Origin of the sequence: Pseudoxanthomonas sp. UC19_8 (assembly GCF_042700505.1) — a bacterium.
Classification (GTDB): domain Bacteria; phylum Pseudomonadota; class Gammaproteobacteria; order Xanthomonadales; family Xanthomonadaceae; genus Pseudoxanthomonas_A; species Pseudoxanthomonas_A winnipegensis.
In genome coordinates this window covers 2,315,576-2,340,826 of record NZ_CP170559.1, presented here as the reverse complement: position 1 = coordinate 2,340,826, position 25,251 = coordinate 2,315,576, and the positions used below count along the sequence as shown (strand labels likewise).

General features: G+C 70.1%; 20 protein-coding genes and 1 pseudogene. 6 read left to right on the top strand and 15 right to left on the bottom strand.

Annotated elements, in window-relative coordinates:
- Positions 1 to 203: 203 nt before the first annotated feature.
- Positions 204 to 1,481, top strand: coding sequence for a flavodoxin-dependent (E)-4-hydroxy-3-methylbut-2-enyl-diphosphate synthase (gene ispG / locus ACFJIT_RS10215; protein WP_379653554.1), 1,278 nt, complete (start codon positions 204 to 206; stop codon positions 1,479 to 1,481).
- Complete coding sequence (locus tag ACFJIT_RS10210; RefSeq protein WP_379655756.1) at positions 1,459 to 2,175, top strand: phosphatase PAP2 family protein; 717 nt, start codon at positions 1,459 to 1,461, stop codon at positions 2,173 to 2,175. The genes ispG and ACFJIT_RS10210 overlap by 23 nt, the downstream gene beginning before the upstream one ends.
- On the opposite strand, the gene ACFJIT_RS10205 is transcribed toward ACFJIT_RS10210, so the two are convergent.
- The 13 genes from ACFJIT_RS10205 to ACFJIT_RS10145 all read right to left on the bottom strand — a co-directional run bounded on the left by ACFJIT_RS10205 (position 2,176) and on the right by ACFJIT_RS10145 (position 14,541).
- Positions 2,176 to 2,865 (bottom strand): aspartate/glutamate racemase family protein, encoded by a 690-nt coding sequence (locus ACFJIT_RS10205; RefSeq protein WP_379653553.1) that lies wholly within the window; start codon positions 2,863 to 2,865, stop codon positions 2,176 to 2,178. It abuts the gene before it with no gap.
- A gap of 273 nt (positions 2,866 to 3,138) precedes the next feature.
- Positions 3,139 to 4,017 carry a TPM domain-containing protein gene (locus ACFJIT_RS10200; protein ID WP_379653552.1) on the bottom strand — a complete coding sequence of 293 codons (879 nt, stop codon included), beginning with the start codon at positions 4,015 to 4,017 and terminating at the stop codon, positions 3,139 to 3,141.
- Positions 4,018 to 4,236: 219 nt separating this feature from the next.
- Positions 4,237 to 5,148, bottom strand: a complete 912-nt coding sequence (locus ACFJIT_RS10195; RefSeq protein ID WP_379655755.1) for a DMT family transporter — start codon at positions 5,146 to 5,148, stop codon at positions 4,237 to 4,239.
- A complete protein-coding gene (gene murB, locus ACFJIT_RS10190) occupies positions 5,148 to 6,191 on the bottom strand; it encodes a UDP-N-acetylmuramate dehydrogenase (RefSeq protein WP_379653551.1) in 1,044 nt (347 codons plus the stop codon). The genes ACFJIT_RS10195 and murB overlap by 1 nt, the downstream gene beginning before the upstream one ends.
- Positions 6,188 to 7,243, bottom strand: a complete 1,056-nt coding sequence (locus ACFJIT_RS10185; RefSeq protein ID WP_130529850.1) for a quinone-dependent dihydroorotate dehydrogenase — start codon at positions 7,241 to 7,243, stop codon at positions 6,188 to 6,190. The genes murB and ACFJIT_RS10185 overlap by 4 nt, the downstream gene beginning before the upstream one ends.
- Positions 7,244 to 7,260: 17 nt before the next feature.
- Positions 7,261 to 7,545, bottom strand: a complete 285-nt coding sequence (locus tag ACFJIT_RS10180) for a DUF4190 domain-containing protein (protein ID WP_130523561.1) — start codon at positions 7,543 to 7,545, stop codon at positions 7,261 to 7,263.
- A gap of 12 nt (positions 7,546 to 7,557) precedes the next feature.
- Positions 7,558 to 8,331, bottom strand: coding sequence for a class I SAM-dependent methyltransferase (locus ACFJIT_RS10175; protein WP_130520168.1), 774 nt, complete (start codon positions 8,329 to 8,331; stop codon positions 7,558 to 7,560).
- A gap of 272 nt (positions 8,332 to 8,603) precedes the next feature.
- Positions 8,604 to 10,166: a sodium/sugar symporter gene (locus ACFJIT_RS10170; protein ID WP_337054523.1), complete on the bottom strand. Its 1,563-nt coding sequence runs from the start codon at positions 10,164 to 10,166 to the stop codon at positions 8,604 to 8,606.
- 82 nt (positions 10,167 to 10,248) lie between these two features.
- A complete protein-coding gene (locus tag ACFJIT_RS10165) occupies positions 10,249 to 11,124 on the bottom strand; it encodes a 2-dehydro-3-deoxygalactonokinase (RefSeq protein ID WP_379653550.1) in 876 nt (291 codons plus the stop codon).
- The gene (locus ACFJIT_RS10160) at positions 11,121 to 12,020 is read right to left on the bottom strand and encodes an SMP-30/gluconolactonase/LRE family protein (protein ID WP_379653549.1); all 900 of its coding nucleotides are present in this window, start codon (positions 12,018 to 12,020) and stop codon (positions 11,121 to 11,123) included. The genes ACFJIT_RS10165 and ACFJIT_RS10160 overlap by 4 nt, the downstream gene beginning before the upstream one ends.
- Before the next feature lie 4 nt (positions 12,021 to 12,024).
- On the bottom strand, positions 12,025 to 13,173 hold the full coding sequence (gene dgoD / locus ACFJIT_RS10155; protein WP_379653548.1) for a galactonate dehydratase: 1,149 nt from the start codon (positions 13,171 to 13,173) through the stop codon (positions 12,025 to 12,027).
- Entirely contained in the window at positions 13,170 to 13,796 is a 627-nt protein-coding gene (locus tag ACFJIT_RS10150) for a 2-dehydro-3-deoxy-6-phosphogalactonate aldolase (protein ID WP_379653547.1), read from the bottom strand. The genes dgoD and ACFJIT_RS10150 overlap by 4 nt, the downstream gene beginning before the upstream one ends.
- 4 nt (positions 13,797 to 13,800) lie before the next feature.
- On the bottom strand, positions 13,801 to 14,541 hold the full coding sequence (locus ACFJIT_RS10145) for an SDR family oxidoreductase (protein WP_379653546.1): 741 nt from the start codon (positions 14,539 to 14,541) through the stop codon (positions 13,801 to 13,803).
- Positions 14,542 to 14,825: 284 nt separating this feature from the next.
- Here ACFJIT_RS10145 and ACFJIT_RS10140 point away from each other — a divergent pair, with 284 nt between their 5' ends.
- From ACFJIT_RS10140 to galA, 4 genes and pseudogenes are all read left to right on the top strand, one after another.
- A complete protein-coding gene (locus tag ACFJIT_RS10140; protein ID WP_379653545.1) occupies positions 14,826 to 15,743 on the top strand; it encodes a LysR substrate-binding domain-containing protein in 918 nt (305 codons plus the stop codon).
- Between the two features lie 301 nt (positions 15,744 to 16,044).
- Positions 16,045 to 18,726 carry a TonB-dependent receptor gene (locus ACFJIT_RS10135; RefSeq protein WP_379653544.1) on the top strand — a complete coding sequence of 894 codons (2,682 nt, stop codon included), beginning with the start codon at positions 16,045 to 16,047 and terminating at the stop codon, positions 18,724 to 18,726.
- A gap of 13 nt (positions 18,727 to 18,739) precedes the next feature.
- Positions 18,740 to 19,867, top strand: a pseudogene (locus tag ACFJIT_RS10130) (arabinogalactan endo-beta-1,4-galactanase); the annotation flags it as partial.
- An 11-nt stretch (positions 19,868 to 19,878) separates the two neighbouring features.
- Positions 19,879 to 22,446 (top strand): beta-galactosidase GalA, encoded by a 2,568-nt coding sequence (galA, locus tag ACFJIT_RS10125; protein ID WP_379653543.1) that lies wholly within the window; start codon positions 19,879 to 19,881, stop codon positions 22,444 to 22,446.
- Positions 22,447 to 22,527: 81 nt separating this feature from the next.
- Here galA and ACFJIT_RS10120 read toward each other — a convergent pair whose 3' ends face one another.
- Positions 22,528 to 24,060, bottom strand: a complete 1,533-nt coding sequence (locus tag ACFJIT_RS10120; RefSeq protein WP_379653542.1) for an aldehyde dehydrogenase family protein — start codon at positions 24,058 to 24,060, stop codon at positions 22,528 to 22,530.
- Between the two features lie 359 nt (positions 24,061 to 24,419).
- Positions 24,420 to 25,247 (bottom strand): S1/P1 nuclease, encoded by an 828-nt coding sequence (locus ACFJIT_RS10115; RefSeq protein WP_379655754.1) that lies wholly within the window; start codon positions 25,245 to 25,247, stop codon positions 24,420 to 24,422.
- Between the last annotated feature and the right edge of the window lie 4 nt (positions 25,248 to 25,251).

Sequence of the window (25,251 nt, the reverse complement as noted above, 5' to 3'; positions counted from 1 at the left end):
CAACTGTCTCTCAGGTCAAGCCGCGGCCTCCTTGTAGAGCGGAGCTTGCTCCGCTGCGTTTCGACCGGATCATCGGAAGGGCTCAGCGGAGCAAGCTCCGCTCTACAGAGGCATGAGAGGCATGCCCGTCTAGCCCCATCCCCGGTAAAGCCCCGTCGCCGCCGTGGCGGCTCCCACACCTGGCACGGGCTAAAATGCGGGCCATGAACGCCATTCCCACACCGCTGCCCGTGTCCGAACCCATGCCCATCGCCGCCGGCGGCCAGCCGCGGCGCGTCACCCATGGCGTGCACGTGGGCAAGGTGCAGCTGGGCGGCGGCGCGCCGGTGGTGGTGCAGTCGATGACCAACACCGACACCGCCGACGTGGCCGCCAGCGTCAAGCAGGTGGCCGAGCTGTGGCGGGCCGGCTCGGAGCTGGTGCGCCTGACGGTCAACACGCCCGAGGCCGCCGCGGCCATCCCGCGCATCGTCGACAAGCTGGCGATGATGGGCATCGAGGTGCCGCTGATCGGCGACTTCCACTACAACGGTCACCAGCTGCTGGCGGGCGAGCCGGCCTGCGCCGAGGCCCTGGCCAAGTACCGCATCAACCCCGGCAACGTCGGCTTCGGCAAGAAGAAGGACACCCAGTTCGCCCAGCTGATCGAGTTCGCCATCCGCTACGGCAAGCCGGTGCGCATCGGCGCCAACTGGGGCTCGCTGGACCAGTCGCTGGCCGCCGCGCTGATGGACCAGAACGCCCAGCGCACCCAGCCCTGGGACGCGACCGCGGTGCTGCGCGAGGCGCTGATCCGCTCGGCGCTGGACTCGGCCCATCGCGCGGTGGAGCTGGGCCTGCCGGCCGACCGCATCGTGCTCTCGGCCAAGGTCTCCGGCGTGCAGGAGCTGATCGCGGTCTATCGCGACCTGGCGCGCCGCAGTGAGTTCGCTCTTCACCTGGGCCTGACCGAGGCCGGCATCGGCTCCAAGGGCATCGTGGCGTCCTCGGCGGCGTTGGCGGTGCTGCTGCAGGAAGGCATCGGCGACACCATCCGCATCTCGCTCACGCCCGAGCCCGGCACCTCGCGCACCCAGGAAGTCATCGTCGCCCAGGAGCTGCTGCAGACCACCGGCCTGCGCGCGTTCACGCCGATGGTCACCGCCTGCCCGGGCTGTGGGCGCACCACCTCGGAGTTCTTCCAGGAGCTGGCCAAGGTCGTGCAGGAGCACGTGCGCGGCAAGATGCCCGAATGGAAGATCACCCGCCCCGGCGCCGAGCACATGACCCTGGCGGTGATGGGCTGCGTGGTCAACGGCCCGGGCGAATCGCGCCACGCCAACATCGGCATCTCGCTGCCGGGCACGGGCGAGGCGCCGTCGGCGCCGGTGTTCATCGACGGCGAGAAGGCGGTGACCCTGCGCGGGGAGAACATCGCGCACGAGTTCGTCGCGCTGATCGACGAGTACGTCGACCGCCATTACGCGCGCAGTGCGGGCTGAGCATCCCGGAGGCGGCGCGGGCGTCGTCGGCCGCATCCTGCGGCGCATCGGCTGGCGTATGGGCCTGCTGTTCGCGGCGATCCTGTTGCCGCTGTGGGGCTTCGCCGAGCTGGGCGAGGAGGTGCACCAGGCCGAGCGTTTCGTCTTCGACGATCCGATCCTGCTGCGCGCCAAGGCGCTGTCCGGGCCCTGGCTGGACCAGGCCTTCCTAGGCATCAGCTGGGCCGGCTACCAGGGCGTGATCCTGGTCGATGCGCTGCTGGTGGCCGGCCTGCTGCTGGCGCGGCGCTGGCGCGAGGCGACCTTCGTCGGCGCGACCGTGGTCGGCTCGGCCCTGCTGAACATGGGCACCAAGCAGCTGTTCGGGCGCGCACGGCCAAGCCTGTGGGAGTCGATCTCGCCCGAGGACACCTTCAGCTTCCCCAGCGGCCATGCGATGGGCTCGATGACGCTGATGGTGGTGCTGGTGCTGCTGGCCTGGGGCACGCGCGGGCGCTGGCTGGCGCTGGTGCTGTGCGCGCTGTTCGCGCTGGCCGTGGGCGCCTCGCGCGTCTACCTCGGCGTGCATTACCCCTCGGACATCCTCGGCGGCTGGGCCGCGGCGATCGCCTGGACGGTGGGCGTGTACGCGGCCATCTTCCGCGGCGCGCGGCGGCCGTGGAAGACCCCGCAGGTCGAACCGCCGGCGCGCTGATCAGTCCAGTGCGCGCAGCGCCGCGGCACGGGCGTGCAGGGTGGTGGTGTCGAACAGCGGCACGGCGGCATCGTCCCGGTCGACCAGCAGGGAGATCTCGGTGCAGCCCAGGATGATGCCCTGGGCACCGGCCTCGACCAGGCGCGCCATCACCTGGCGATAGGTCGCCCGCGAGGCCTCGTCGATCACGCCCTGGCACAGCTCGTCGTAGATGATCCGATGCACGTGGTCGCGATCCGGCGCCGGGGGCACGAGCACTTGCAGCCCGCGCGCTTCCAGCCGCTTGCGGTAGAAGTCCTGCTCCATGGTGAAGCGCGTGCCGAGCAGGCCGACGCGGGCGACGCCGGCATCGAGCAGCGCCTGGGCGGTGGCATCGGCGATATGCAGCAGCGGCAGCGGCGTGGCGGCGGTGATCGCGTCGGCGACCTTGTGCATGGTGTTGGTGCACAGCACGATGAAGTCCGCGCCGCCGGCGTGCAGGCGGCGCGCGGCGTCGGCCATGGCCGCGCCGGCCGCGTCCCAGTCGCCGGCGTGCTGCAGCACCTCGATCTCGTGGAAGTCCACGCTGTACAGCAGCACCTTGGCCGAGTGCAGCCCGCCGCGCGCCTCGCGCACGGTCTGGTTGATGAGGCGGTAGTAGGGCAGGGTGGATTCCCAGCTCATGCCGCCGATCAGGCCGATGGTCTTCATCCGTGCGTTGCGCTCGTTGTCCGGTGGAAGGTCACTTTGCGCGGCCGGGGGCGGTGCGACAAGTCGCCGTCATGCGGGGATGGGCCTCACCAGCTGGAGCTAGCGCCGCCGCCGCCGGAGCTGCCACCGCCGGAGGAGGAACCGCCGCTCGAAGAAAACGCACTCTGGCTGGCGTAGTAGGCGGTGGTGTAGGCGTACGCGCCAGATTCCGTCCGCGCGATGTGGCCCTTGCGGATCAGGCTTGCCCGTTCGCTGGCCACGCGGCGGAGAAACTCACGGAAACGGGCTTCGCTGCGGTAGCGCCGGCCCGCGTGGGAGAGGGTGAGCGTGAGGAACAGCAGTTCCAGCGCGATGATGATTGCGAAGGCGGGCGCGAACGTCGCCGACAGAATGAGGACGAAACACCCCCGGGTTGAGGGTCATGAATCCCTTGATGAACAGACCGAGGTAGCGTCTGGGGCGGGCTTGGGCGCGGGCGACTTCTTCATCCTCCCCGATCAGCTCCGGGTGTCGCGCCATCAGCCGGGCGCGCCGCCGGCCGGCCAGCCAGCGGACGAGCGGCTGGAACAGCCACACCAGGGCCGCGAATCCGGCCCAGGCCGCCAGACCACGGTTCCACTTGCCGCGCTTCTCCGCCTGCGCCTGCGCCAGCAGCTCCAAGGTGGCCGGATCCTTCGCCGCCACGCGGGCCATGAAATCGAAGGCGTCGATGATCGCGCCCGCGATATCGCCCTGTCGCATCTTCGGAGCCAGGGCATCGTCCAGCGCGCGCTTGGCGACGAGGTCCGGCAGGGTGCCTTCCAGACCATAGCCGACCTCGAAGCGTGAGCGCCGCTCCTGGATCGCCAGCACCAGCAACAGGCCGTTGTCCGCGCCGCGCTTTCCCAGCCGCCATTGTTCAAAGGCGGTGGCCGCCACCTGCTCGATGCTTTCGCCCTCCAGCGACGGCGCCAGATACACCGCGCCCCAGATCTGCTGGCCGTTGCGGATCTCCGCCAGGGCGTGGTTGATACGCTGCGTGTCGTCCTCGCTGAGCAGGCCGGCCGGGTCGACGACATTGGGCGTGTACGCAGGAATCTGGAGCGCGCGTGCCGCCAGCGGCACCAGCAGCAGGACCAGGATCAAGGTGCACAGCAGGCGGTGCGGTTTCATCCTGGTCCTCGGGCGCATGACGAACGTAGAACGGGCGTGCCGCAGGCAGGGCGATCATCGCAGGATCGCGGCCGAACCAGAACCGGCGTGCTGGCCGCCGCGATCGTCCCGCGCGCCGGCCGCGACGGCAAGCGTCCGCGTGGTGGTCCATCTGGCCGATCCGGTCATCACCTCGGGCGCCTCGCGGGAGATCCTGTATCTAAACGCTGGCGGCGAGGCTCATTCGCCCGGCTTGGCGCCTTCCACCGGGGCGGTGGTCGCCGCGCGCCGGGCCAGGGTCGCCTCGCGCTGGGCGATGTAGGCCGTGGAGGCCAGGATGATGCCGGCGCCGACCGCCGTCCACACATCCAGGCGTTCGTCGAACAGCCAGCCGCCCAGCACGATCACCAGCGGCAGCTGCATGAAGCTGATCGGCTGCAGCGCCGAGACCTCGCCCAGCTTCAGCGCGCGCGTCCACAGCAGCTGGCCGCCGGTACCGAACACACCGCAGCCCACCAGCCACAGCCAGGTGATGCCCTGCGGCCAGCGCCAGTGCGCCAGCGCCAGCAGCAGCGACATCGGCACCCAGAACACGTAGGTGTAGAACACCACCGTGTCGGGCGGATCGATGCGCGAGAGCTGCTTGATCTGGATCGCCACCACCGCGCTGGTCACCGCCGCGGCCACCGCCACCAGCAGCCCGGGCGAAAACTGCGAAGAGCCCGGGCGCAGGATCACCAGCACGCCGATGAAGCCTGCCGCCACCGCCAGCCAACGCCGCAGGTGGACGCGCTCGCCCAGCCAGAACACCGCCGCGATGGTCGCGAACAGCGGCGTGGAATACGACAGCGAGATCGCCTGCGACAGCGGCAGATGGGCGATCGCCCAGAAGCCGCACAGCATCGAGCACAGCCCGATCAGGGTGCGCACCAGATAGCGCGGCAGATGCGCGGTGCGCGGCGCCGGCCGGCCCGGGCGCAGCACCATCGGCAGCAGCACGGCCAGGCCGATGGCGTTGCGGAAGAAGGCGATCTCGGTGGTGCCCAGCGACTGCGAGGCCAGGCGGATGCTGATGGCCATCAGGCCGAAGGACAGCGTGCTGGCCAGCATCAGCAGCGCCGCGCGCAGCGGCGCGACCGGCGCCGGGGCGATCACCACGCGGCGCCGACGATGCGCGGCTCGGGTTCGATGGCCACGCCGAAGCGCGCCTGCACCGAGGCGGCGATGCGCCGGGCCAGCGCCAGCAGCTGCGCGCCGCTGGCGCCGCCGTGATTGACCAGCACCAGCGCGTGGTCCGGCGAGACGCCGGCATCGCCATCGCGCTGGCCCTTCCAGCCGGCCTGTTCGATCAGCCAGGCCGCCGAGAGCTTGCGCGTGTCCTCGGCATCGCCGGGGAACACCGGCAGCCCCGGGAAGTCGGTCGCCAGCCGTTCGGCCAGCGCTGCCGGCACGATCGGGTTCTTGAAGAAGCTGCCGGCGTTGCCCAGCACCGCCGGGTCGGGCAGCTTGCGGCTGCGCACGCGGATCACCGCCTGCGCCACCTCGGCCGGGCCGGGATCGGCCACGCCCATGGCGTCCAGCTCGGCGCGCAGCCCGGCGTAGTCCAGACGCAGGTCCGGCACGCGCGACAGGGCGAAGGTCACCGCGGTGATGATCCAGCGCCCGGGCTGGCGCTTGAACACGCTGTCGCGATAGCCGAAGGCGCACTCGGTCCGCGACAGCCGGCACCAGTCGCCGGCGCGGGTATCCCAGGCCTCGACGCTGTCGATGTGCTCGCCGACCTCCACGCCGTAGGCGCCGATGTTTTGGATCGCGCAGGCGCCGACGGTGCCGGGGATCAGGGCCAGGTTCTCCAGGCCGAACGCGCCCTGCGAAAGCGTCCACAGCACCAGCTCGTGCCAGACCACGCCGGCCTCGGCGCGCACCCGCACGCCGGCCTCGTCGTCGTCGAGCAGGTCGATGCGCCGCGCGTCGAAGCCCAGCGCCACGCCCTCCAGATCGCCCGCCAGCAGCAGGTTGCTGCCGGCGCCGATGGGCAGCAGCGGCTGGCCCTGGATCGCCGGCAGGGCCAGCGCCTCGGGCAGCGCGGCCAGGTCGGCCACCTGCAGCAGATAGCGCGCCTGCGCGGCGACGCCGAAGGTGTTGCGGGAGCGGAGCGGGGCGTGCTCGGTCAGCAGCCAGCGCGATGCGCTCATGCCGGAGCGACCGGGCCGCGGCTGGGCTGCTCGCGGCGACGGCGGATGGCTTCCACGCATTCGTAGACCAGCGAGGGCCCGCGATAGACCAGGCCCGAATACAGCTGCACCAGCGAGGCGCCGGCCGACATCTTGGCCACCGCATCGGCGCCGGAGGTGACGCCGCCCACGCCGATCAGCGGGATCTCCTGCGGCAGCCGCGTGCGCATGCGCCGCAGCACCAGCGTGGACTGGCCCATCAGCGGCGCGCCGGACAGCCCGCCGGCCTGGCCGGCATGCGGGTGGGCGAGCACCGCGCTGCGGTCGACGGTGGTGTTGGTGGCGATCACGCCGTCCACCGACAGGTCGGCCAGCACGCGGCACACCGCGTCGATGTCGTCGTCGGACAGGTCGGGCGCGACCTTGACCAGCATCGGCACGCGCTTGCCGTGCTGGGCGCCCAGCCGCTCCTGCGCCTCGCGCAGCGTGCCGATGAGCTGGCGCAGGGACTGTTCCTCCTGCAGCTCGCGCAGGCCGGCGGTGTTGGGCGAGGAGATGTTGATGGTGATGTAGTCGGCCAGCGGGTAGACGCGCTCCAGGCAGAACAGGTAGTCCTGCGCCGCATCCTCGTTGGGCGTGTCCTTGTTTTTGCCGATGTTGATGCCCAGCAGGCCGCCCTTGCGGCGCGCGCGCTGCACGTTGCGCACCAGCGCATCGACGCCCTCGTTGTTGAAGCCCAGCCGGTTGATCACCGCCCGGTGCTGCGGCAGCCGGAACATGCGCGGCTGCGGATTGCCGGCCTGCGGGCGCGGGGTGACCGTGCCGACCTCGACGAAGCCGAAGCCCAGCGCCAGCAGCGCATCGATATGCGCGCCGTTCTTGTCCAGGCCCGCGGCCAGCCCGACCGGATTGGGGAAGTCCAGCCCCAGCACGCGCGTGGGCATCGGCCCCGGCTGGCGTGTGGCCAGGCCGAGCGTGCCGCTGCGATAGGCCAGCTCCAGCGCCCGCAGGCCGGCGCCATGGGCCTGCTCGGCGTCCAGGGCGAACAGGAACGGGCGCGCCAGGGAATACATCGGAATCATGCGGTCCTTTAGTTGGCGTACGCAGCCAGCGCCGCGATGCCGCCGAAGAACAGGAACAGCGCCGCAATGCCCAGCACCAGCAGCACCAGGTGCAGCCAGCCCAGCACCAGCCCGGCCACGGCCATGCCGTCGCCTTCCAGCGCGCCCTGGCTGCGGCGGATCTCGGCGCGGGCCATGTGCCCGGTGATGACCGCCACGAGCGCGCCGATGGTGGGCAGCAGGCTCCAGCCGAGGATGCCGAATACCAGCGAGACCACGGCCAGGCTGCTGGTGGGACGTGCGATGGCGTTCATGCGGCGGTTCCTTCAGGAAGTGAGCGCAAGGGTACCGGCAAAGGCCCGCGTGTCGTAGTCGAACGACACCGTCCCGTCCACCGCGGTGGCGTCGAACAGCGCACGCAGCGCGGCCATCATCGGCGCATGGCGCGGATGGCCGGCCTGCGGCGCATAGGACGAGGACAGCAGGCGCCCGCGCAGCGCGTCGAAGTCCAGCCGCTGCCCATGGTCGAAGCGCACCGTGCCCTTAAGCCCGCCACCGAACCAGGCCGTCATCGCCGCATCGTCGCTGTAGCGCTCGGCCACGCTGGTGTAGTCCAGACCGTAGTCCAGCAGCAGCTGCTCATAGCCTTCCAGGAAGGGCGTACCCGTCAGCCGGCGCGAATTCCAGAACACCACCGCCAGCCCGCCGGGCCGCAGGATGCGCGCCCACTCACGCCTGACCGCCTGCTGGTCGAACCAGTGGAACGCCTGCGCCGCGGTCACCAGGCCGACACTGGCATCGGCCAGCGTGGTCGCCTCGGCCGTGCCGTCCACCGCGGCAAAGCGCGCATCGCCGCCCAGCCACTCCACCGCCGCCGCGCGCATGGCGGCATTGGGCTCCACCGCCGTGACCGGATGGCCACCGTCGAGGAACAGCCTGGAGGAAATGCCCGTGCCGGCGCCGATGTCGGCCACCGGCGCGTCGCGCGCCACGCCCATCGGCCCATGCAGCCAGTCGATCAGCGCCGGCGGGTAATCGGGCCGATAGCGCACATAGTCGGCCACGCGTGAGGTGAAACGTTGGGTTGAATCCAGCGACATGCCCATCTCCCGGTAACCCGCCCGGGGAACGTCCGGACTGCGATCGGTCCGCAGATTTTAGGCCTTTCGCCAGCGCGCGGGGCTGGGAGGATTCGCCTCCCTCACCAGACTCGACCCGGGAGGATTCAGGTTCTGAGACGCCGCCCGCCGGACCGCTGCCCCTCCGAAGCCCAAAAACGCTCAGACGCCGCAATCTCTAGCCGAGATATGCCAACAGCGAAAACGAACGGATACCAGCACGTCGTCTACGCGCTGGCCACTCGGCTCCAGACTCACCAGAACACGGCGTACAGACCGATCAGAATCACCACCACCAGCAGCGCGGCCAGATTGAAGCCCTTGCTGGTGGTGTAGTCGATGTCGTCCAGTTCCACGTTGTAGCGGCTCTGGCCACCGCGCTGCAGCAGCGAGATCACCACGGCCAGCGCGATGCAGGCCAGGAACACGAGGCCGACCCGGTCCATGAAGGCCACCGAAGGCAGCCACAGCTTCAGCGCCAGCGACAGCACCGCCGAGGCCACCGCGGCCACCAGCGCCGCCGTGGCCGTGGTGCGCTTCCAGAACATGCCCAGCAGGAAGATCACGCAGATGCCCGGCGTGAAGAAGCCCGTGAACTCCTGGATGTACTGGAACGCCTGATCGAAGCTGCCCAGCAGCGGACGCGCCGAGAAGATGGCCAGCACCAGTGCCAGCGCCGCGGCGATGCGACCCACCCGCACCAGCTGCTTCTCCGACGCCCCGCGCCGCAGCGGCCGATAGACGTCCATGGTGAAGATGGTCGCGATCGAGTTGATCTTGGAGCCCAGCGACGCGATCACCGCCGCCATCAGCGCCGCGAACACCACGCCCAGGATGCCGTTGGGCAGCAGACTCATCAGATGCGGATAGGCCGCATCCGGACGCTCCAGGCCCGGCGCCAGCAGCACCGCCGCGATGCCCGGCACCACGATGATCAGCGGCATCATCAGCTTCAGGAACGCCGCCAGCACGATGCCCTTCTGCGCCTCGCCCAGGCTCTTGGCCGCCAGCGCGCGCTGGATGATGTACTGGTTGAAGCCCCAGTAGGACACGTTCATCACCCACATGCCGCCCAGCAGCACCGACAGCCCCGGCAGATCCTTGTAGTGCGGATTGGAGCGGTCCAGGATCATGTGGAACTTCTCCGGCGCACGCTGCAGCAGCACCTGGAAACCGGCGACCACGCCCGCCCCATCGGCCACCTTGTCCAGCGCGATCCAGGTGATGAGCAGACCGCCCAGCACCAGCAGCGAGACCTGCACGAAGTCCGTCAGCGCCACCGCCTTCAGCCCGCCGTACAGCGCATACGCGCCGGCGAACAGGCCCAGCGCCACCAGCGCCACATCCACGTCCACCCCGGCCACGGTATGCACCGCCGTGGCGCCCAGCCACAGGATCGAGGTCAGGTTGACGAACACGTACACGCCCAGCCAGAACAGCGCCATCACCGTGCGCACCGTCGGGCTGTACCGCTTCTCCAGGAACTCGGGCATCGTGTAGATGCCGTTCTTCAGGAAGATCGGCAGGAAGAACTTGCCGACGATGATCAGCGTCAGCGCCGCCATCCACTCGTAGGAGGCGATGCCCAGGCCGATCACATAGCCCGAGCCGGACATGCCGATGATCTGCTCGGCCGAGATGTTGGCCGCGATCAGCGAGGTGCCGATGGCCCACCACGGCAGCGCACGGCTGGCCAGGAAATAGTCCTGCGCACTGCGCTGCCCGCCGCGCTTCTCGCGCGAGACCCACTGGGCGAGGGCGAAGATGAAGATCGCATAGAGGACGACGATGCAGGTGTCGAGAGGGGACAGGCTCATGGTGTGCGGGTTCCAGGCAGGACCGCTTGGCCGCGCCACCGATGGTGGAAGGCGGACGCTGCGGCACAGGGGCGGCGGACGTTCATCGAGTCAGGTGGAACAACCCGCAGGCGGCAAGATCCTCGCCGTGCAGGTGGCTGTCGATTCCCAGTAAGTCGAAGGCCTGTCGGTAGCGCGCACCGAGCGTTGGCCCACCGATCAGGTGCACCGGCGCCTGCAGCGGCAGCTGCGCGCGGACCTCATGGCCGATCAGCAGCCCGGACAGGTAGGCGGGCGCCTGCGCCGGAACGAGCCGGTCGAACAGGCCGAGCGTGCGCACGCCGAACAGGTGATGCAGCAGCCCGCCCAGCTCGCCGCTGCGCCGCACGCCGGCGGCGAAGGCGTCCGCGTCGAAGACCTCCGGCCCGGACGTCGGCGGCATGCTGCGCGCGAGCATGCTGTGCTGCCGATACAGCGCGTAGGACTCGCCGGTCATGGCCGTGTGCACGCTGGCGATCGCGCCGGCCCGCAGCGACACCCACTTGCTGTGGGTGCCGGGCAGGCAGACCTGCGCCGCATCGGGGCATTGCCCGAGCAGGCCGACGATCTGCGTCTCCTCGCCACGCATGACATCGGGCAGCGCCTGGCTGCCGCCGCGCACGCCGGGCACGATGCGCGCGCGCCGGCCCTGCAGCGCGGTGCCCTGCGTCGGGACCTCCTGCAGCGCCTGCGCCAGCGCCGCCGGCGTGGCCGGACAGGGCAGGTAGGGCGCCTCGGACCAGCCGCCGCGTGCGCCGACCATGCCACACAGCAGAAGCTCGGTGTCGTCCCAGCCCTGCAGCGCATCGGCCAGCAGTGCCGGCGTCGCCGCGCCATGGCCGAGCGCGCCCAGATCCGCGCGCCGCGTGTCCACGATCGCGCCGGCGGCATTGAGCCGCCAGGCACGCAGGCTGCTGCTGCCCCAGTCGATCGCGATCATGCGCGCACCCGGCCTTCGGGCAGGCCGACGACGCCGGGTTCGCAGGCGAACAGCCCGCCGGCGTGTGGCGTGCGCTCCAGCTCCTCGGTGGTGTGGTCCAGGCGCGAGCTGATCGCGAACAGGCACCCCAGCGCAGGTCCGCCGAAGGCCGGGCAGGTGGGATGCTTGACCGGCATCGGCACGATCCGTTCGATCCGGCCATCGGGCGCATGGCGCACCACGCGCCCGGCGCGCCACTGCGCATTCCACAGATGGCCCTCGGCATCGATCACCGAGCCATCCGGTTCGGCGCCCTGCACATCGACCTGCGCGAACACGCGCGGATCGGCCGTCCAGGCGCGGTCCGGATCGTAGTCGCAGCACAGGATGCGCGGCTGCAGCGAGTCGCAGTAGTACAGCGTGCGGCCGTCGCGGCTGAAGCAGATCGAGTTGGGAATCGACACCCCACCGAGCGGCAGCCGGCGCAAACCATGGGCGAAGGAGAACTGGTAGAAGGCGCCGCGTTCGGCCTTGTCGGGATGCTCATCCATGGTGCCGAACACGAAATGGCCGTGGCGGTCGGCGCGGCCGTCGTTGCTGCGGGTATGCGGCTGATCGGCCTCGACCGCGCACACCGTCTGAAGCGCCAGCGCGCTGGCGGGCGCGTCCGGGTCGGCCAGCGCGATCGACTTGGCCAGCACCACCAGCAGCCTGCCGTCTTCCATCAGGCCCAGGCAGGCCGGACGATCGGGCAACGACCAGGCGCGGGTGAGGGCGTCGAGCGGGTCGTGGCGCCACAGGCGCTGCCCGCTGATGTCCACCCAGAACACGGCCTGCCGGCGCTCGCACCACAGCACGCCTTCGCCGTGGGTGCAGCGGCTGTCCACCGCCAGGGCGACGCTGGGCGCGGCGCTCACCGGCTCACCATTCGGCCACGCTGCCATCGGCATGGCGCCAGAGCGGGTTGGCCCAGTCCGGCGGCGTGCGGTTGGCGTGGATCAGCCTTTCCTCATTGATTTCGACGCCCAGACCCGGCTTGGGCAGCGCGGCGATGTAGCCGTCCACGCAGGCGAAATCTTCTTTGTTGATCAGGTAGTCCAGCAGGTCGGCGCCCTGGTTGTAGTGGATGCCGATGCTCTGTTCCTGCAGCACCGCGTTGTGCGAGACCAGGTCCACCTGCAGGCACGCGGCCAGCGCGACCGGACCGAGCGGGCAGTGCGGCGCCAGCGCCACGTCGTGGGCCTCGGCCATGGCCGCGATCTTCAGGCATTCGGTGATGCCGCCGGCATGCGACAGGTCCGGCTGCAGCATCGCCAGGCCGCCCTGGGCCAGCACGTGCTTGAACTCGAAGCGCGAGTACATGCGCTCGCCGGCGGCCAGCGGGATGCTGGTGGTATCGGCCAGGCGCGCGTAGTGCTCGTAGTGTTCGGCCAGCACCGGCTCCTCCACGAACAGCGGCCGGTAGGGCTCCAGTTCGCGCAGCAGCGTCTTGGCCATCGGCACGCCGACGCGGCCGTGGAAGTCGATGCCGAAGTCCACCGTATCGCCCAGCGCCGCGCGGATGCCGGCGATCTTGGCCACCGCCGCATCGACCGCGCGCGGGCTGTCGATCAGCCGCATCTCCTCGGTGCCGTTGAGCTTGAAGGTGTCGTAGCCCAGCGCCTGGTGGGCCTGCATCTGCGCCACGATGTCGGCCGGGCGGTCGCCGCCGACCCAGCGATAGGTCTTCATCCGGTCGCGCACCAGGCCGCCGAGCAGCTGGTACACCGGCACGCCCAGCGCCTTGCCCTTGATGTCCCACAGCGCCTGGTCGATGCCGGCGATGGCGCTCATCAGGATCGCACCGCCGCGATAGAAGCCGCCGCGGTACAGGGTCTGCCAGAGGTCGTTGATGCGCGCCGGGTCCTGGCCGACCACGTACTGCGACAGCTCGTGCACCGCCGCCTCGACGCTGCGCGCCTTGCCTTCGATGACCGGTTCGCCCCAGCCGGTGATGCCCTCGTCGGTCTCGACCTTGAGGAACAGCCAGCGCGGCGCGGCGTGATAGGTGGTCAAGCGGGTGATCTTCATCCCTGGGCGTCCTGATAGGCCTGTACGAAGGCACGCGCGTGCGCGGCGGTGGTCTCGGGCGTCTGGCCCGGCCGGTACAACTCGCCGCCGATGCCGGCCCCGGCCGCGCCCTGGGCGAGGAAGCCGGCCAGCGTGTCGGGGGTGACGCCGCCGACCACGTACACCGGCACCGTCGCCGGCAGCACCGAGCGCAGCGCCCGCACATGGCCGGCGCCGTAGGTGGCGGCGGGGAAGAGCTTGAGGATCTGCGCGCCGGCATCGATGGCATCGAAGGCCTCGCTGGCCGTGGCGAAGCCGGCCACCACCGTCATGCCGCGTTCGACCGCATGGCGGATCAGCGAGGGCCGGGTGTTGGGCGTGACGATGAAGTGCGTGCCGATCTCGGCCAGCGCATCGACCTGCTCGTTGCGCAGCACGGTGCCGGCGCCGATATGCGCGTGCGCGCCGTATTCGCGATGGGCCAGGGCGATGCTGTCGCGCCAGCGTGGCGAATTGAGCGGGATCTCGATGGCATCGAAGCCGGCGCCGACCAGGGCGTCGACATGCGCCGCGGTCTCTTCCGGCGTGATGCCGCGCAGGATCGCGACCAGCGGCAGCTTGAACAGGCGCGTGTCGTGGGACATGGACTTACTCGTGATAGAGCTGGGAGCGACCGCCATCGATCAGGATGTCGGTGGCGTTGATGAAGCGGGCCTCGTCGCTGGCCAGGAACAGGGCGGTGTAGGCCACTTCCTGCGGCGTGCCGATGCGGCCGGGCGGCAGCAGCGCGGTCTGGCGTTCGCGCGCGCCCGGCTCGCGCTCGAACCAAGCCTCGATGCGCGGCACCAGGATCAGGCCGGGCGAGATCGAGTTCACCCGCACGCCGTGCGCGGCGTATTCGATGCCCAGCGCCTTGGTCATGCCGATCAGCCCGTGCTTGGCGACCGGGTAGGGGAAGGCGTGCGGGATGATCTTGTGGCCGTGCACCGAGGCGATGTTGACGATGCTGCCGGCGCCGGCGGCGACCATCGCCGGCAGCGCCGCCTTGCACAGGTTCCATGCGCCCTTGAGGTTGAGGTCCAGGCAGCGCTGCCAGTCGGCGTCGGTGAGCTGCAGCGGATCGGAGAACACGTCCGCGCCCGCGTTGTTGACCAGCACGTCGAGGCGGCCGTGGCGCGCCAGGATGTCGGCGACGAGTGCCTGCACGCCCGCACCGTCGGTGATGTCGCCCTGCACCAGCGCCAGGCGCGCGTCGGCCGCGGCCGGCGCGTTGCGATCCAGGCCGATGACCGTGGCGCCGTGCTCGGCGAACAGCGCGGCCGTGGCCGCGCCAATGCCGCTGGCCGCGCCGGTGACCAGCGCGACCTTGCCGGACAGCCGGCCGCTCATGCGCAAGGCGCCGGCGATGGGCCGGCGTCTGTCTGCGAATGCGTCATGGAACCCCTCCTCGGTTCATCACGATCCGTGACGGAATGGTCCGGTGCGGCCGTCAGGACGCGACGCTACCGGATTGGACGCCCCGGCGGACCATGCGGGGCCGGAGCGGCGCTGATTATTGGAAGCCAAGCTATACCTGGCAAATGAAATTTTTCGAGTGTTCTATTTCGCCACGGAATACGTTACGGTCCGCCACCGTCTGCGTCGTCGACGCCGGTTGAGAAAGGGGCTGGACCATGCTGTTGAAGACGCGCCACCTGCTGCTCTTGCAGCACCTGCACGAGCAACGCTCGGTCCTGCGCGCTGCCGAGGCGACGCGGATGACCCAGCCGGCCGCCTCCAAGCTGCTGGCTGAGATGGAGAGCCTGCTGGGCGTGCCGCTGTTCGAGCGCCACGCGCGCGGCGTCGAACCGACCCGCTACGGCGAGGTGCTGGCGCGCCACGCGCGGGCGGCGCTGTCCGAGCTGGCCCACGCCGGCGATGAGATCGCCGCGCTGCGCGAGGGCCGGCTGGGCCAGGCGGCGCTGGGCACGGTGGTCAACCCGGGCACCAACCTGGTGCCGCTGGCGGTGGCGCGGGTCAAGCGGGCCTTCCCCGGCATCCTGGTGCGGGTGGAGATGGACTACAGCCGGCCGCTGGTCTCGCGCCTGCTCGATGGCCAGCTGGACATCGTGGTGGGGCGGATCATGGATGCCGAGCTGCGCGATGAGCTGGAGTTCGAGCGCCTGGCCGACGAGCCGCACGCGGTGATCGCCCGCGCCGGCCATCCGCTGAGTGGGCGCTCGCTGTCGCATGCCGACCTGGCCGGATGCGGCTGGATCGTCCCGCCGTGCGAGAGCGTGCTGCGCGCGCGGCTGGGCACGGCCTTCATGCGCTACGGCATGCCCTGGCCGGACAACGTCATCGAGACCTCGGCCCTGCCGGTGATCACCGCGCTGCTGGCCGAGAGCGACTTCCTGACCGTGCTGCCGGCGCGCTCGGTCGCCGCCCACGTCCAGGCCGGGCAGCTGGCCGTGCTGCCGATCGACATGGACGTGCAGATGGAGGATTTCGGCATCGTGCGCCGCCGCGGCCATCAGCTCTCGCCCGCGGCGGCCTGCGTGCTGGAGGCGCTGCGCGAGACCGCCCGGACCCTCTACGACGCACCTGCTTGAGGCGCGCACGTATTCCAGGGCTGGATAGCTCCCTGTGAATATTTCATTTGTGCGGCATGTCTGCCGTTCCTATGCTGCCGCCCGCAGACACACCGTGGCCCTGCGGGGTCCCGCCGAACCTGCCCAGCGTGGCGGGCCAGGCTCCCCTGACACGGGTGCGCCCCCGGCGGGATCTGAGGGTCCGGCCGATCGGCACCGCGGCACCGCCTTCGGGTGACTGCCGCACGGTGGGGCCGCCAGGGGCGACCCGTGCACATCACAACTTAAGTTCGGCCAATTTGTCCTTGGGAGGGAGCAAATCATGCCAATGCACCAAGTGCGCGCCCCGCAACGCGGCGCGTCGGAACGTCTCGTCCGTCATCTGCTCACCGTCGCCGTGCTGGGCATCCTGGGTGGCGTGGCCGGGCAGGCGCTGGCCCAGGACGCGGCCGCCAAGCCGGACGCGGCCCAGGACGGCGAGGCCGTCACCCGTCTGGACACCGTCACCGTCACCGGCCAGCGCGCCGCGCTGGACAAGGCGGTGTCGGTCAAGCAGATGGAAGATCACGTGGTCGAGGTGATCTCGGCCGACAACATGGGCCAGATGCCCAACGTCACCGTGGCCGAGGCGCTGGCGCGCCTGCCCGGCGTGACCGCCTCGCTGGACCGCGGCAACGCCAGCCTGGCCACCGTGCGCGGCCTGGGCCCGCGGATGACCATGGGCACGGTCAACGGCCGCGAGATCGCCTCCTCCGAGCCGGACCGCGCGGTGCGCTGGGAGATCTTTCCCACCGAGATCGTCTCCACCGTCAAGGTCTACAAGACGCCCTCGGCCGACCTGATCGCCGGCGGCATCGCCGCCACGGTGGACATCGCCACGATCGATCCGCTGACCTATACCGGCCCGCGGTTCGTGGCCAGCGCCGGCCCGGTGTTCTACGACCAGGGCAAGGACGTGGATGGCTACAGCCCCTGGGGCAGCCGCTTCGGCGCCAGCTGGGTGCACAAGATCAACGACGACCTGGCCATCGCCATCGGCGCGACCTACCAGAAGCAGAAGAACGCCAACGCGCTGATCGGCAGCTGGGGCTATACCGACGACGCCAGCGCGGTGGACGTGGATGGCGACGGCACGCGCGACTACACCCCCTGGGGCGCGGCCGACCAGCTCAAGCTGATCGACCAGACCCGCACCGGCGCGATGGCCGCGCTGCAGTGGCGCAGCGGCAACTTCGAACTGAAGGCCGATGCGCTCTATTCGAGGGTGCGCATCGACGAGGACCAGTCGCAGACCTGGTACCGCAACTGGGACGACAGCATCTGGTCGTGGTGGAACCCCTACGGCCAGCCGGGCTCGTCGATCCACATGATCGACCACAGCGTGGTCGGCGGCACGCTGATCAACTCGCAGTGGGGCACGCCGCTGGAGATGGACCAGGTGCTGGCCAAGTACAGCGAGGTCAAGACGCTGACCGCCGGCGGCCTCAACGGCAAGTGGACCGGCGAGGTGTGGACCCTCGGCGCCGACCTGTCGGCGTCGGAGGCCAAGCGCGAGAACCGCTGGCGCTCGGTGCAGTTCGGGCTCAACCCGGACAGCGTGTCCTTCGACTTCGCGCCGGGCCACGCGCCCTGGATCTCGGCCAGCAGCGCTACGCCGGCCTGGGGCATCGCCGGCAGCGACGAGCCGCAGGCGCTGCACGACCGCATCGCCGCGCTGGCGCTGGATGCCAGCCGCCCGCTCGATGGCGCGTTCAACCGGCTGTCCTTCGGCGCGCGCGTCTCCGACCGGGTCAAGCGCAACCGCCACGAACTGGCCAACTACTCGGACTACAACCAGCCGATCTCGGCCTATGCCGACCTGATCCATCCCCTGGACATCCCCGGCCTGAACGTGCCGCCGGTCTATGCCGGCAACGTGGACGACATCGCCGAGCGCGGCTTCGGTGGCTTCGCCCCCTCGGCGCTGGCCGAACAGATGCTGGACCACTGGAAGGTGCAGGAGCGGGTCAAGGAAGCCTTCGCCAAGGCCAACTTCAGCTCCAACTGGCTGGGCGTGGATGTGACCGGCAATGTCGGCGTGCGCGTGGTCGGCACGCATACCCGCAGCGACGGCTACGACACCGTCGATGGCAATACCTATGCGCCCAGCAGCGCCAGCAAGGACTACACCGACGTGCTGCCCAGCGCGACGGTCAACTTCCTGATCGCTGACGACAAGATCCTGCGCCTGTCCGCGGCCAAGGTGGTCGCGCGGCCGCCGCTGGACGAGCTGCGCACCGGCCGCTATCTGGACAATCCGGCCACGGTCAGCGGCCAGCTCACCGGCAGCGGCGGCAACCCGCGGCTGGATCCGTTCCGCGCCACCCAGCTCGACCTGTCCTACGAGTGGTACTTCCACAAGGAGGCGTTGGCCGCCGTGGCGGTGTACCGTAAGTGGGTCGATTCGAGCATCGGCTACAAGACCGAGCACGAGACCATCGATGGCCGCGACTATCTGATCAGCGGCCCGTTCAACGGCGGCGGCGGCTACATCGACGGCGTCGAGCTGACCTTCCAGACCCCGTTCTGGTTCATCCCGGGCATGGAGAACTTCGGCATCTACTCCAACCTGTCGCTGGTGGATTCCAACCTGCACGAGTTCTCGCCGGCCAACAATCCGCTGCCGCTGAGCGGCCTGGCGCGGCGCACCGGCTCGGCCGACCTGTGGTACAGCAGCGGCAAGCTGGAGGCGCGCGCGGGCTACAGCTACCACAGCCCCTACACCACGGTGTACGGCTGGAACGCCGCCCACCTGGTGCGCCTGGACAGCATGGGCACCTGGGACGCCAGCCTGGGCTGGCAGTTCAACCCGCGCTGGGCGGTGAAGCTGCAGGTCAGCAACCTCACCAACGAGGCCATGCGCGCCTATACCGACAACCTGCCGTATCGCCTGGCCAACATGGACGACGGCGGCTACCAGTTGTTCGGCCGGCGCTTCTCGCTCGAAGCCACGTTCCGGTTCTGAGAGGACGACGACTGTGAGCGATCGAAACAGAGGCTGGCTGCGCGCGGCGATGCTGGCGGTGGCGCTGTTCGCGCTGCCGGCCGGCGCCGAGGAGCGCGCGCGGCCGTTCTACCTGGGGGCGGACCTGTCCTTCGCCAACGAGATGGAGGACTGCGGCGTGCAGTACCGCGACGGCGGCAAGGTCGAGGACGTGTTTTCGATCTTCCGCGCCCATGGCGCCAACCTGGTGCGCGTGCGGCTGTGGAACGACGCGCGCTGGACGCGCTACAGCGACCTGTCCGACGTCAAGAAGACCGTGCGCCGGGCCCGCGCCCAGGGCATGCAGGTGCTGCTGGACCTGCACTACTCCGACGACTGGGCCGACGGCGACAAGCAGTACATCCCCAAGGCCTGGGCCGATATCGCCGACACCGACGACCTGGCGCGCACGCTCTACAACTTCACCTACGACACGCTGATGGCGCTGGACCGCGAGGGGCTGATGCCCGAGCTGGTCCAGGTCGGCAACGAGACCAATCCCGAACTGATGAGCTCCAGGGTCTGGGACAAGCAGAAGGACCGCATCGACTGGACGCGCAACGCGGCCCTGTTCAACGCCGGCATCCGCGCGGTCCACGATGCAGGCGCCCACTCCAGGATCCAGCCGCGGGTGATGCTGCATATCGCCCAGCCGGAGAACGTGGAGCCGTGGTTCGCCGCGGCCGACCGCGCCGGAGTGCGCGGCTTCGACCTGATCGGCATCAGCTACTACCGCAAGTGGTCCACGCAGACGATGGCGCAGCTGGGCCAGACCATCGCGCGCCTGCGCAAGACCTATCCGGACAGGGACGTGGTAGTGGTGGAGACGGCCTACCCGTGGACGCTGGAGGCGGGCGATGAATCGCACAACCTGCTTGGCGAGGACTCGCTGATCCCGGGCTACCCAGCCACGCCCGATGGGCAGCTGCGCTACCTCACCGACCTGACCCAACTGGTGGCCGACAACGACGGCAGCGGCGTGGTCTATTGGGCGCCGGAGTGGACCACCAGCCGCTGCAAGACGCGCTGGGGCACCGGCTCGTCCTGGGAGAACGCCACGTTCTTCGATTTCCGGCACGGCAATGGGTTGCTGCCGGGCATCGACTTCATGCGCCACGACTACCGTCTGCCGCGATGAGCGAGCTGAGCCGTCGCGAACTGCTGCGCGCGCTGATGGCCGGCGGCGTGGCGGTCACCGTGCCGGCGGGCCGCGCGGCGGCGACGCCGAGCGCCGCCGGTGACGCGGCCGTCGCGCAGGCATCCTCGGCACTCGCATTGCCGCGGGCGCCGGCCGGGCGTCCGACGCCTGGCGCGCGCCAGCGCGACCGCCTGGATGCCGACTGGCGCTTCGCCTTCGGCCATGCCGACGACCCGGCGCGCGACTTCAACTTCGGCACCTACCAGCGCAGCTACGCCAAGGCCGGCAAGGACACCGCCGATGCGGCGCTGATCGCTTACGACGATGCGGGCTGGCGCGCGCTGTCGCTGCCGCACGACTGGGCGGTGGAACTGCCCTTCGTGCCCAATCCCCATCCGCCCGCCGGCGTGGATGATCCGGCCGCCGCGCACGGCTATCGCCCCGTGGGCCGCGACCATCCCGAGACCAGCATCGGCTGGTATCGGCGGGAGCTGGACATTCCCGCCAGCGATGCGGGCCGGCGCTTGGTGATCGAATTCGACGGGGTGTTCCGCGACTGCATCGTGTTCTGCAACGGCCATATCGTCGGTACTAACGCCAGCGGCTATATCGGCTTCGAGGTGGACATCACCGATGTGGTCGACTACGGCGCACGCAATGTGATCGCCGTGCGCGTGGACGCCACCCTGGGCGAGGGCTGGTTCTACGAAGGCGCCGGGATCTACCGCCATGTCTGGCTGCGCAGGACCGATCCGCTGCACATTCCTGCCGGCGGGCTCGTGGTGCGGGCCACGCCCCGCGCCGGGCAGGCCGCCTGCGTGGTGGAGGCCACGCTGCACAACGCGGGCGACCAGGCCGAGGCCTGCGTGCTGGTGCTGCAGGTCCTGGCCGACGACGGGCATGTGGTCGCCAAAGCGCAGCTGCCTGCAACGCAGGTGGCGCCGGGCGATGCGACCACGGTGCAACACGCGCTGGCCTTCGACGCGCCGCAGCTGTGGTCGCCCGAGACCCCGGTCCTGTACCGGCTGCTGGCCGAGCTGCGTGTGGACGATGTCGCACGCGACGCGGTCCAGGTCGCGTTCGGCGTGCGCAGCATCGCCTTCGACGCCCAGCGCGGCTTCCTGCTTAATGGCGCGCCGTACAAGCTCAAGGGCACCTGCAACCACCAGGATCATGCCGGCGTGGGCACCGCCATCCCAGACGCCTTGCACGCCTGGCGCCTGCAGCAGCTCAAGGCCCTGGGCTGCAACGCCTGGCGCATGGCGCATAACCCGGCCAGCCCGGCGCTGATGGACCTGTGCGACCGCCTGGGCATGCTGGTGATCGCCGAGACCCGGCGCATGTCCTCCGACCCTGAGGCGATGCGCGAACTGCAGCGCCTGCTGCTGCGCGACCGCAACCGGCCCAGCGTGATCGCCTGGTCGCTGGGCAACGAAGAGCCGCAGATGGTCACCGCGTGCGGCGCGCGCATCGTCGGCACGATGCAGGCGCTGGTGCGCCGGCTCGATCCGACCCGGCCGACCACCTTCGCCATGGACAAGGGCTTCGGCGAGGGCGTGGGGCAGGTGGTGGACGTGGTCGGCTTCAACTACCGCACCAACCAGATGGACGCCTTCCACGCGCGCGAGCCGCAGCGGCCGGTGTACGGCAGCGAGACCGCCAGCACGGTGTCGGTGCGCGGCAACTATTTCGTCGACGACGCCTGCGGCTATACGCGCGCCTACGACGTCGACCACCCGTGGTGGGCGTCCACGTCCGAGTCGTGGTGGGCGTTCGTGGCCGAACGGCCGTGGATCGCCGGCGGCTTCGTCTGGACCGGGTTCGACTATCGCGGCGAGCCCACGCCGTACAACCGCTGGCCCAACGTGGCCTCGCAGTTCGGCGTGCTCGACAGCTGCGGCTTCCCCAAGGACAACGCCTGGTACTACCGCGCGCAGTGGACGCAGGCGCCGGTGCTGCATCTGTTTCCGCACTGGAACTGGGACGCGCTGCCGGCCTTGGCCAACGGCATGGTGGATGTGTGGGTCCACAGCAACCTGGACGAGGTCGAGCTGTGGGTCAACGGCGTCAGCCAGGGCCGGCGTCGCGTGCCGCGCTACGGCCACGTGGAGTGGCGCGTGCGCTACGCGCCGGGCGCGATCGAGGCGCGTGGCTATCGCGGCGGCGAGCAGGTGCTGGTGCAGCGGCGCGAGACCACCGGCGCGCCGGCCGCCATCGCACTGCGCTGCGAGCGCGCCAGTCTGCTGGCCGACGGCCAGGACGTGGGCATGATCGAAGTGGCCATCGTGGACGCGCAGGGCCGGCAGGTGCCGACCGCCGGCGACGAGGTCCGTTTCCAGGTGAGCGGGGCGGGGGCGTTGATCGGCGTCGGCAACGGCGACCCGGCCAGCCACGAGGCCGACAAGGCCGAGCGGCGCCGCGCCTTCAACGGGCTGTGCCAGGCGATCGTGCAGAGCGCGCGTGCGCCTGGCCGCCTGCGGCTGCAGGCCAGCGCGCCAGGCTTGCGGGGTGCGACGCTGGAGCTGGAAGTCCTGGCCGCGCCTACGTCGGCGCGCGCGAGCTGAGACACGCTGTCGCCGAGCATGCGGCGAAGGCAAGGTCAGGCACTGATCGGTCCCAAGGCCGATCAGTGCCGTTGAGACCCCTTAAAGATCGAACTTGATGCCCTGCGCCAGCGGCAGCGAATCGGAGTAGTTGATCGTGTTGGTCTGGCGGCGCATGTAGGCCTTCCACGCATCCGAGCCGGACTCGCGCCCGCCACCGGTGTCCTTCTCGCCGCCGAACGCGCCGCCGATCTCCGCACCGGAGGTGCCGATGTTGACGTTGGCGATGCCGCAGTCGCTGCCGGCCGCGGAGAGGAACTTCTCGGCCGCCTTCAGGCTGTTGGTGAAGATCGACGAGGACAGGCCCTGCGGCACGCCGTTCTGCATGTCGATGGCCTCCTCCAGCGTCTCGTACTTCATCACGTACAGGATCGGGGCGAAGGTCTCGTGCTGGACGATGGCGTCGGTGTTCTTGAGGCCGGAGATGATGGTCGGCAGGACGAAGTTGCCTTCGCGCTCCAGCGCCTTGCCGCCGGTTTCCACCGTGCCGCCGGCGGCCTTGGCCTGCTCGACGGACTTCAGGAAGGCATCGACCGCGGCCTTGCTGTTGAGCGGGCCCATCAGATTGGCTGCATCCAGCGGATCGCCGATCTTGCCTTCCACCTGCTTGTAGGCCTTGACCAGCGTGGCCAGCACGGTGTCGTAGATCGAGGCGTGCACGATCAGGCGGCGGGTGGTGGTGCAGCGCTGGCCGGCGGTGCCCACCGCGCCGAACACGATGCCCGGCACGGCCAGCTTCAGGTCGGCGGTCTCGTCCAGGATGATGGCGTTGTTGCCGCCCAGCTCCAGCAGGCTGCGGCCCAGGCGCCGCGCCACGCGCTCGCCGACGATGCGGCCGACCTCGGTCGAGCCGGTGAAGCTGATCAGCGGCACGCGCTTGTCGTCCACCAGCTGCTGGGACAGTTCGATGCCGGCATCGTTGATCAGGAAGAACAGGTCGGGGAAGCCGGCGTCCTTGAGCGCGTCGTTGCAGATCTTCTGCGTGGCCAGCGCGGTCAGCGGGGTCTTGTTGGACGGCTTCCAGATGCAGATGTCGCCGCAGATGGCGGCCAGGAACGCATTCCACGCCCACACCGCGACCGGGAAGTTGAACGCGCTGATGATGCCGACCAGGCCGATCGGGTGGTACTGCTCGTACATGCGGTGGCCCGGGCGCTCCGAATGCATGGTGTAGCCGTAGAGCATGCGGCTCTGGCCCACGGCGAAGTCGGCGATGTCGATCATCTCCTGCACTTCGCCGTCGCCCTCGGGCTTGGACTTGCCCATCTCCAGCGCCACCAGCGAGCCGAGCAGATCCTTGTGCCTGCGCAGCGCCTCGCCGCACAGGCGCACGGCCTCGCCGCGACGCGGCGCCGGCGTGGTGCGCCAGCTCTTGAACGCCGCCTGCGCGCGTTCGATGACCGTGTCGTAGTCGGACTGGCTGCTGGCATGCACCGTGGCGATGACGGCATTGGTGGTCGGGTTGACCGACTCCAGCACCCCGGCATCGGTGGTGCTGGACCACTGGCCGTTGCCGAGATAGGTGCCGGGGTTGGTCGGGCCAAGGCCCAGGGCCTTGAGCAGGTCAGCAGACATGGAAACTCCGTGTTCGGGGACGCGATGCGCCGCGGGCGGGGGACGCGGCAGGGCCGGCAATTTTAGCAGGCCGTCCGGGTCGGCCCGGGCTGGGCCAGGGGTGGCGATCTTGTGGCAGTGACGCCGCTACCTCCGGCCGTGGCTCTCCCGGTGTGCGGCCAGGTGCCGTCAGCGCGCCTGATCATCGGGATTCGGGATTCGGGAATCGGGAATCGGGAATCGGGAATCGGGACCAGGGACTGGGGACTGGGGGCTCGCAGCCAACATCAAGACCTCACCAAAGCCGCCCCCTCCCTTGCGCGCAGCGCAGGGGAGGGTTGGGGAGGGGTTGGCTGTTGCCGTTGCTTTGAGTGGCTTCGTCAGCCGCCCTGCGTCTGCCCCAGCGCCGCGTTCAGCACCGCCGCCAGGCGCACGCCGGCCAGACGCAGCTGCTGCTCGGCCACCGGCGTCCAGGTGGTGAAGTAGGCCGGGTCCAGCTTGGCCCGGGCCGGGTAGAACCCCGGCGAGCGGACGATGCGGCAGGACGCCTCGGCCCACGAGGTCGCCTCCGGCGGGAAGCCGGTGCCCGCGCCGGGCGCGGGCCGGGGCAGGGCGCGGATCTGCGCCAGCAGCGCGTCTTCGTCCAGGCCGGTGTGGCGCAGCAGCCCGCTGTCCCACAGCGCATGCAGATTGCTGCCCCGGCCGTCCACGTTGATCTGCACGGTATTGCCGCCCTTGTCGCGGGCGAAGCCGGCGTGCAGCGGCTGGTGGGCATCGCCGACCAGATGCACGACGAACTTCAGCGCCTGCAGGCGCGCGGCGGGCGGTGCGCCGCGGTCGGCCAGCACCTTGGTCTGCGCGGTGAGCGCGGCGATCGTGCAATCGCCGTTGCGGCAGTCGCGCGGCGGGTCGTAATGGCAGTCGCCCTCGCCCAGGTTGACGTAATGCCAGGCGGCGGTGCGCTTGCCCAGGTCGGGGTCGGATTCGCGCAGTTCGTCGGGCCAGCTGGCGATGCCGGGCAGCGTCGCCCCAGGCTCCAGCGCCAGCAGGGCGTCGATCTGCGCGCGCGCCTGCGCGGTGAGGTCCGGCTCGGCCAGCTCGGCCACCAGCCGATGCCCGGTGCGGCCCGAGGCCAGGGCGGACACGGGGCAAGCCAACAGGCTCAGCGACAGCAACGCGGCCACCGGCCGCACGAACGGAATCTTCAACACG

Coding starts and splice junctions, on each gene's coding strand:
- ispG (WP_379653554.1), top strand. CDS start 204: ATGAACGCCATTCCCACACCGCTGCCCGTGTCCGAACCCATGCCCATC.
- ACFJIT_RS10205 (WP_379653553.1), bottom strand. CDS start 2,865: ATGAAGACCATCGGCCTGATCGGCGGCATGAGCTGGGAATCCACCCTG.
- ACFJIT_RS10200 (WP_379653552.1), bottom strand. CDS start 4,017: ATGAAACCGCACCGCCTGCTGTGCACCTTGATCCTGGTCCTGCTGCTG.
- murB (WP_379653551.1), bottom strand. CDS start 6,191: ATGAGCGCATCGCGCTGGCTGCTGACCGAGCACGCCCCGCTCCGCTCC.
- ACFJIT_RS10185 (WP_130529850.1), bottom strand. CDS start 7,243: ATGTATTCCCTGGCGCGCCCGTTCCTGTTCGCCCTGGACGCCGAGCAG.
- ACFJIT_RS10180 (WP_130523561.1), bottom strand. CDS start 7,545: ATGAACGCCATCGCACGTCCCACCAGCAGCCTGGCCGTGGTCTCGCTG.
- ACFJIT_RS10175 (WP_130520168.1), bottom strand. CDS start 8,331: ATGTCGCTGGATTCAACCCAACGTTTCACCTCACGCGTGGCCGACTAT.
- ACFJIT_RS10170 (WP_337054523.1), bottom strand. CDS start 10,166: ATGAGCCTGTCCCCTCTCGACACCTGCATCGTCGTCCTCTATGCGATC.
- ACFJIT_RS10165 (WP_379653550.1), bottom strand. CDS start 11,124: ATGATCGCGATCGACTGGGGCAGCAGCAGCCTGCGTGCCTGGCGGCTC.
- dgoD (WP_379653548.1), bottom strand. CDS start 13,173: ATGAAGATCACCCGCTTGACCACCTATCACGCCGCGCCGCGCTGGCTG.
- ACFJIT_RS10150 (WP_379653547.1), bottom strand. CDS start 13,796: ATGTCCCACGACACGCGCCTGTTCAAGCTGCCGCTGGTCGCGATCCTG.
- ACFJIT_RS10145 (WP_379653546.1), bottom strand. CDS start 14,541: ATGAGCGGCCGGCTGTCCGGCAAGGTCGCGCTGGTCACCGGCGCGGCC.
- ACFJIT_RS10140 (WP_379653545.1), top strand. CDS start 14,826: ATGCTGTTGAAGACGCGCCACCTGCTGCTCTTGCAGCACCTGCACGAG.
- ACFJIT_RS10135 (WP_379653544.1), top strand. CDS start 16,045: ATGCCAATGCACCAAGTGCGCGCCCCGCAACGCGGCGCGTCGGAACGT.
- galA (WP_379653543.1), top strand. CDS start 19,879: ATGAGCGAGCTGAGCCGTCGCGAACTGCTGCGCGCGCTGATGGCCGGC.
- ACFJIT_RS10120 (WP_379653542.1), bottom strand. CDS start 24,060: ATGTCTGCTGACCTGCTCAAGGCCCTGGGCCTTGGCCCGACCAACCCC.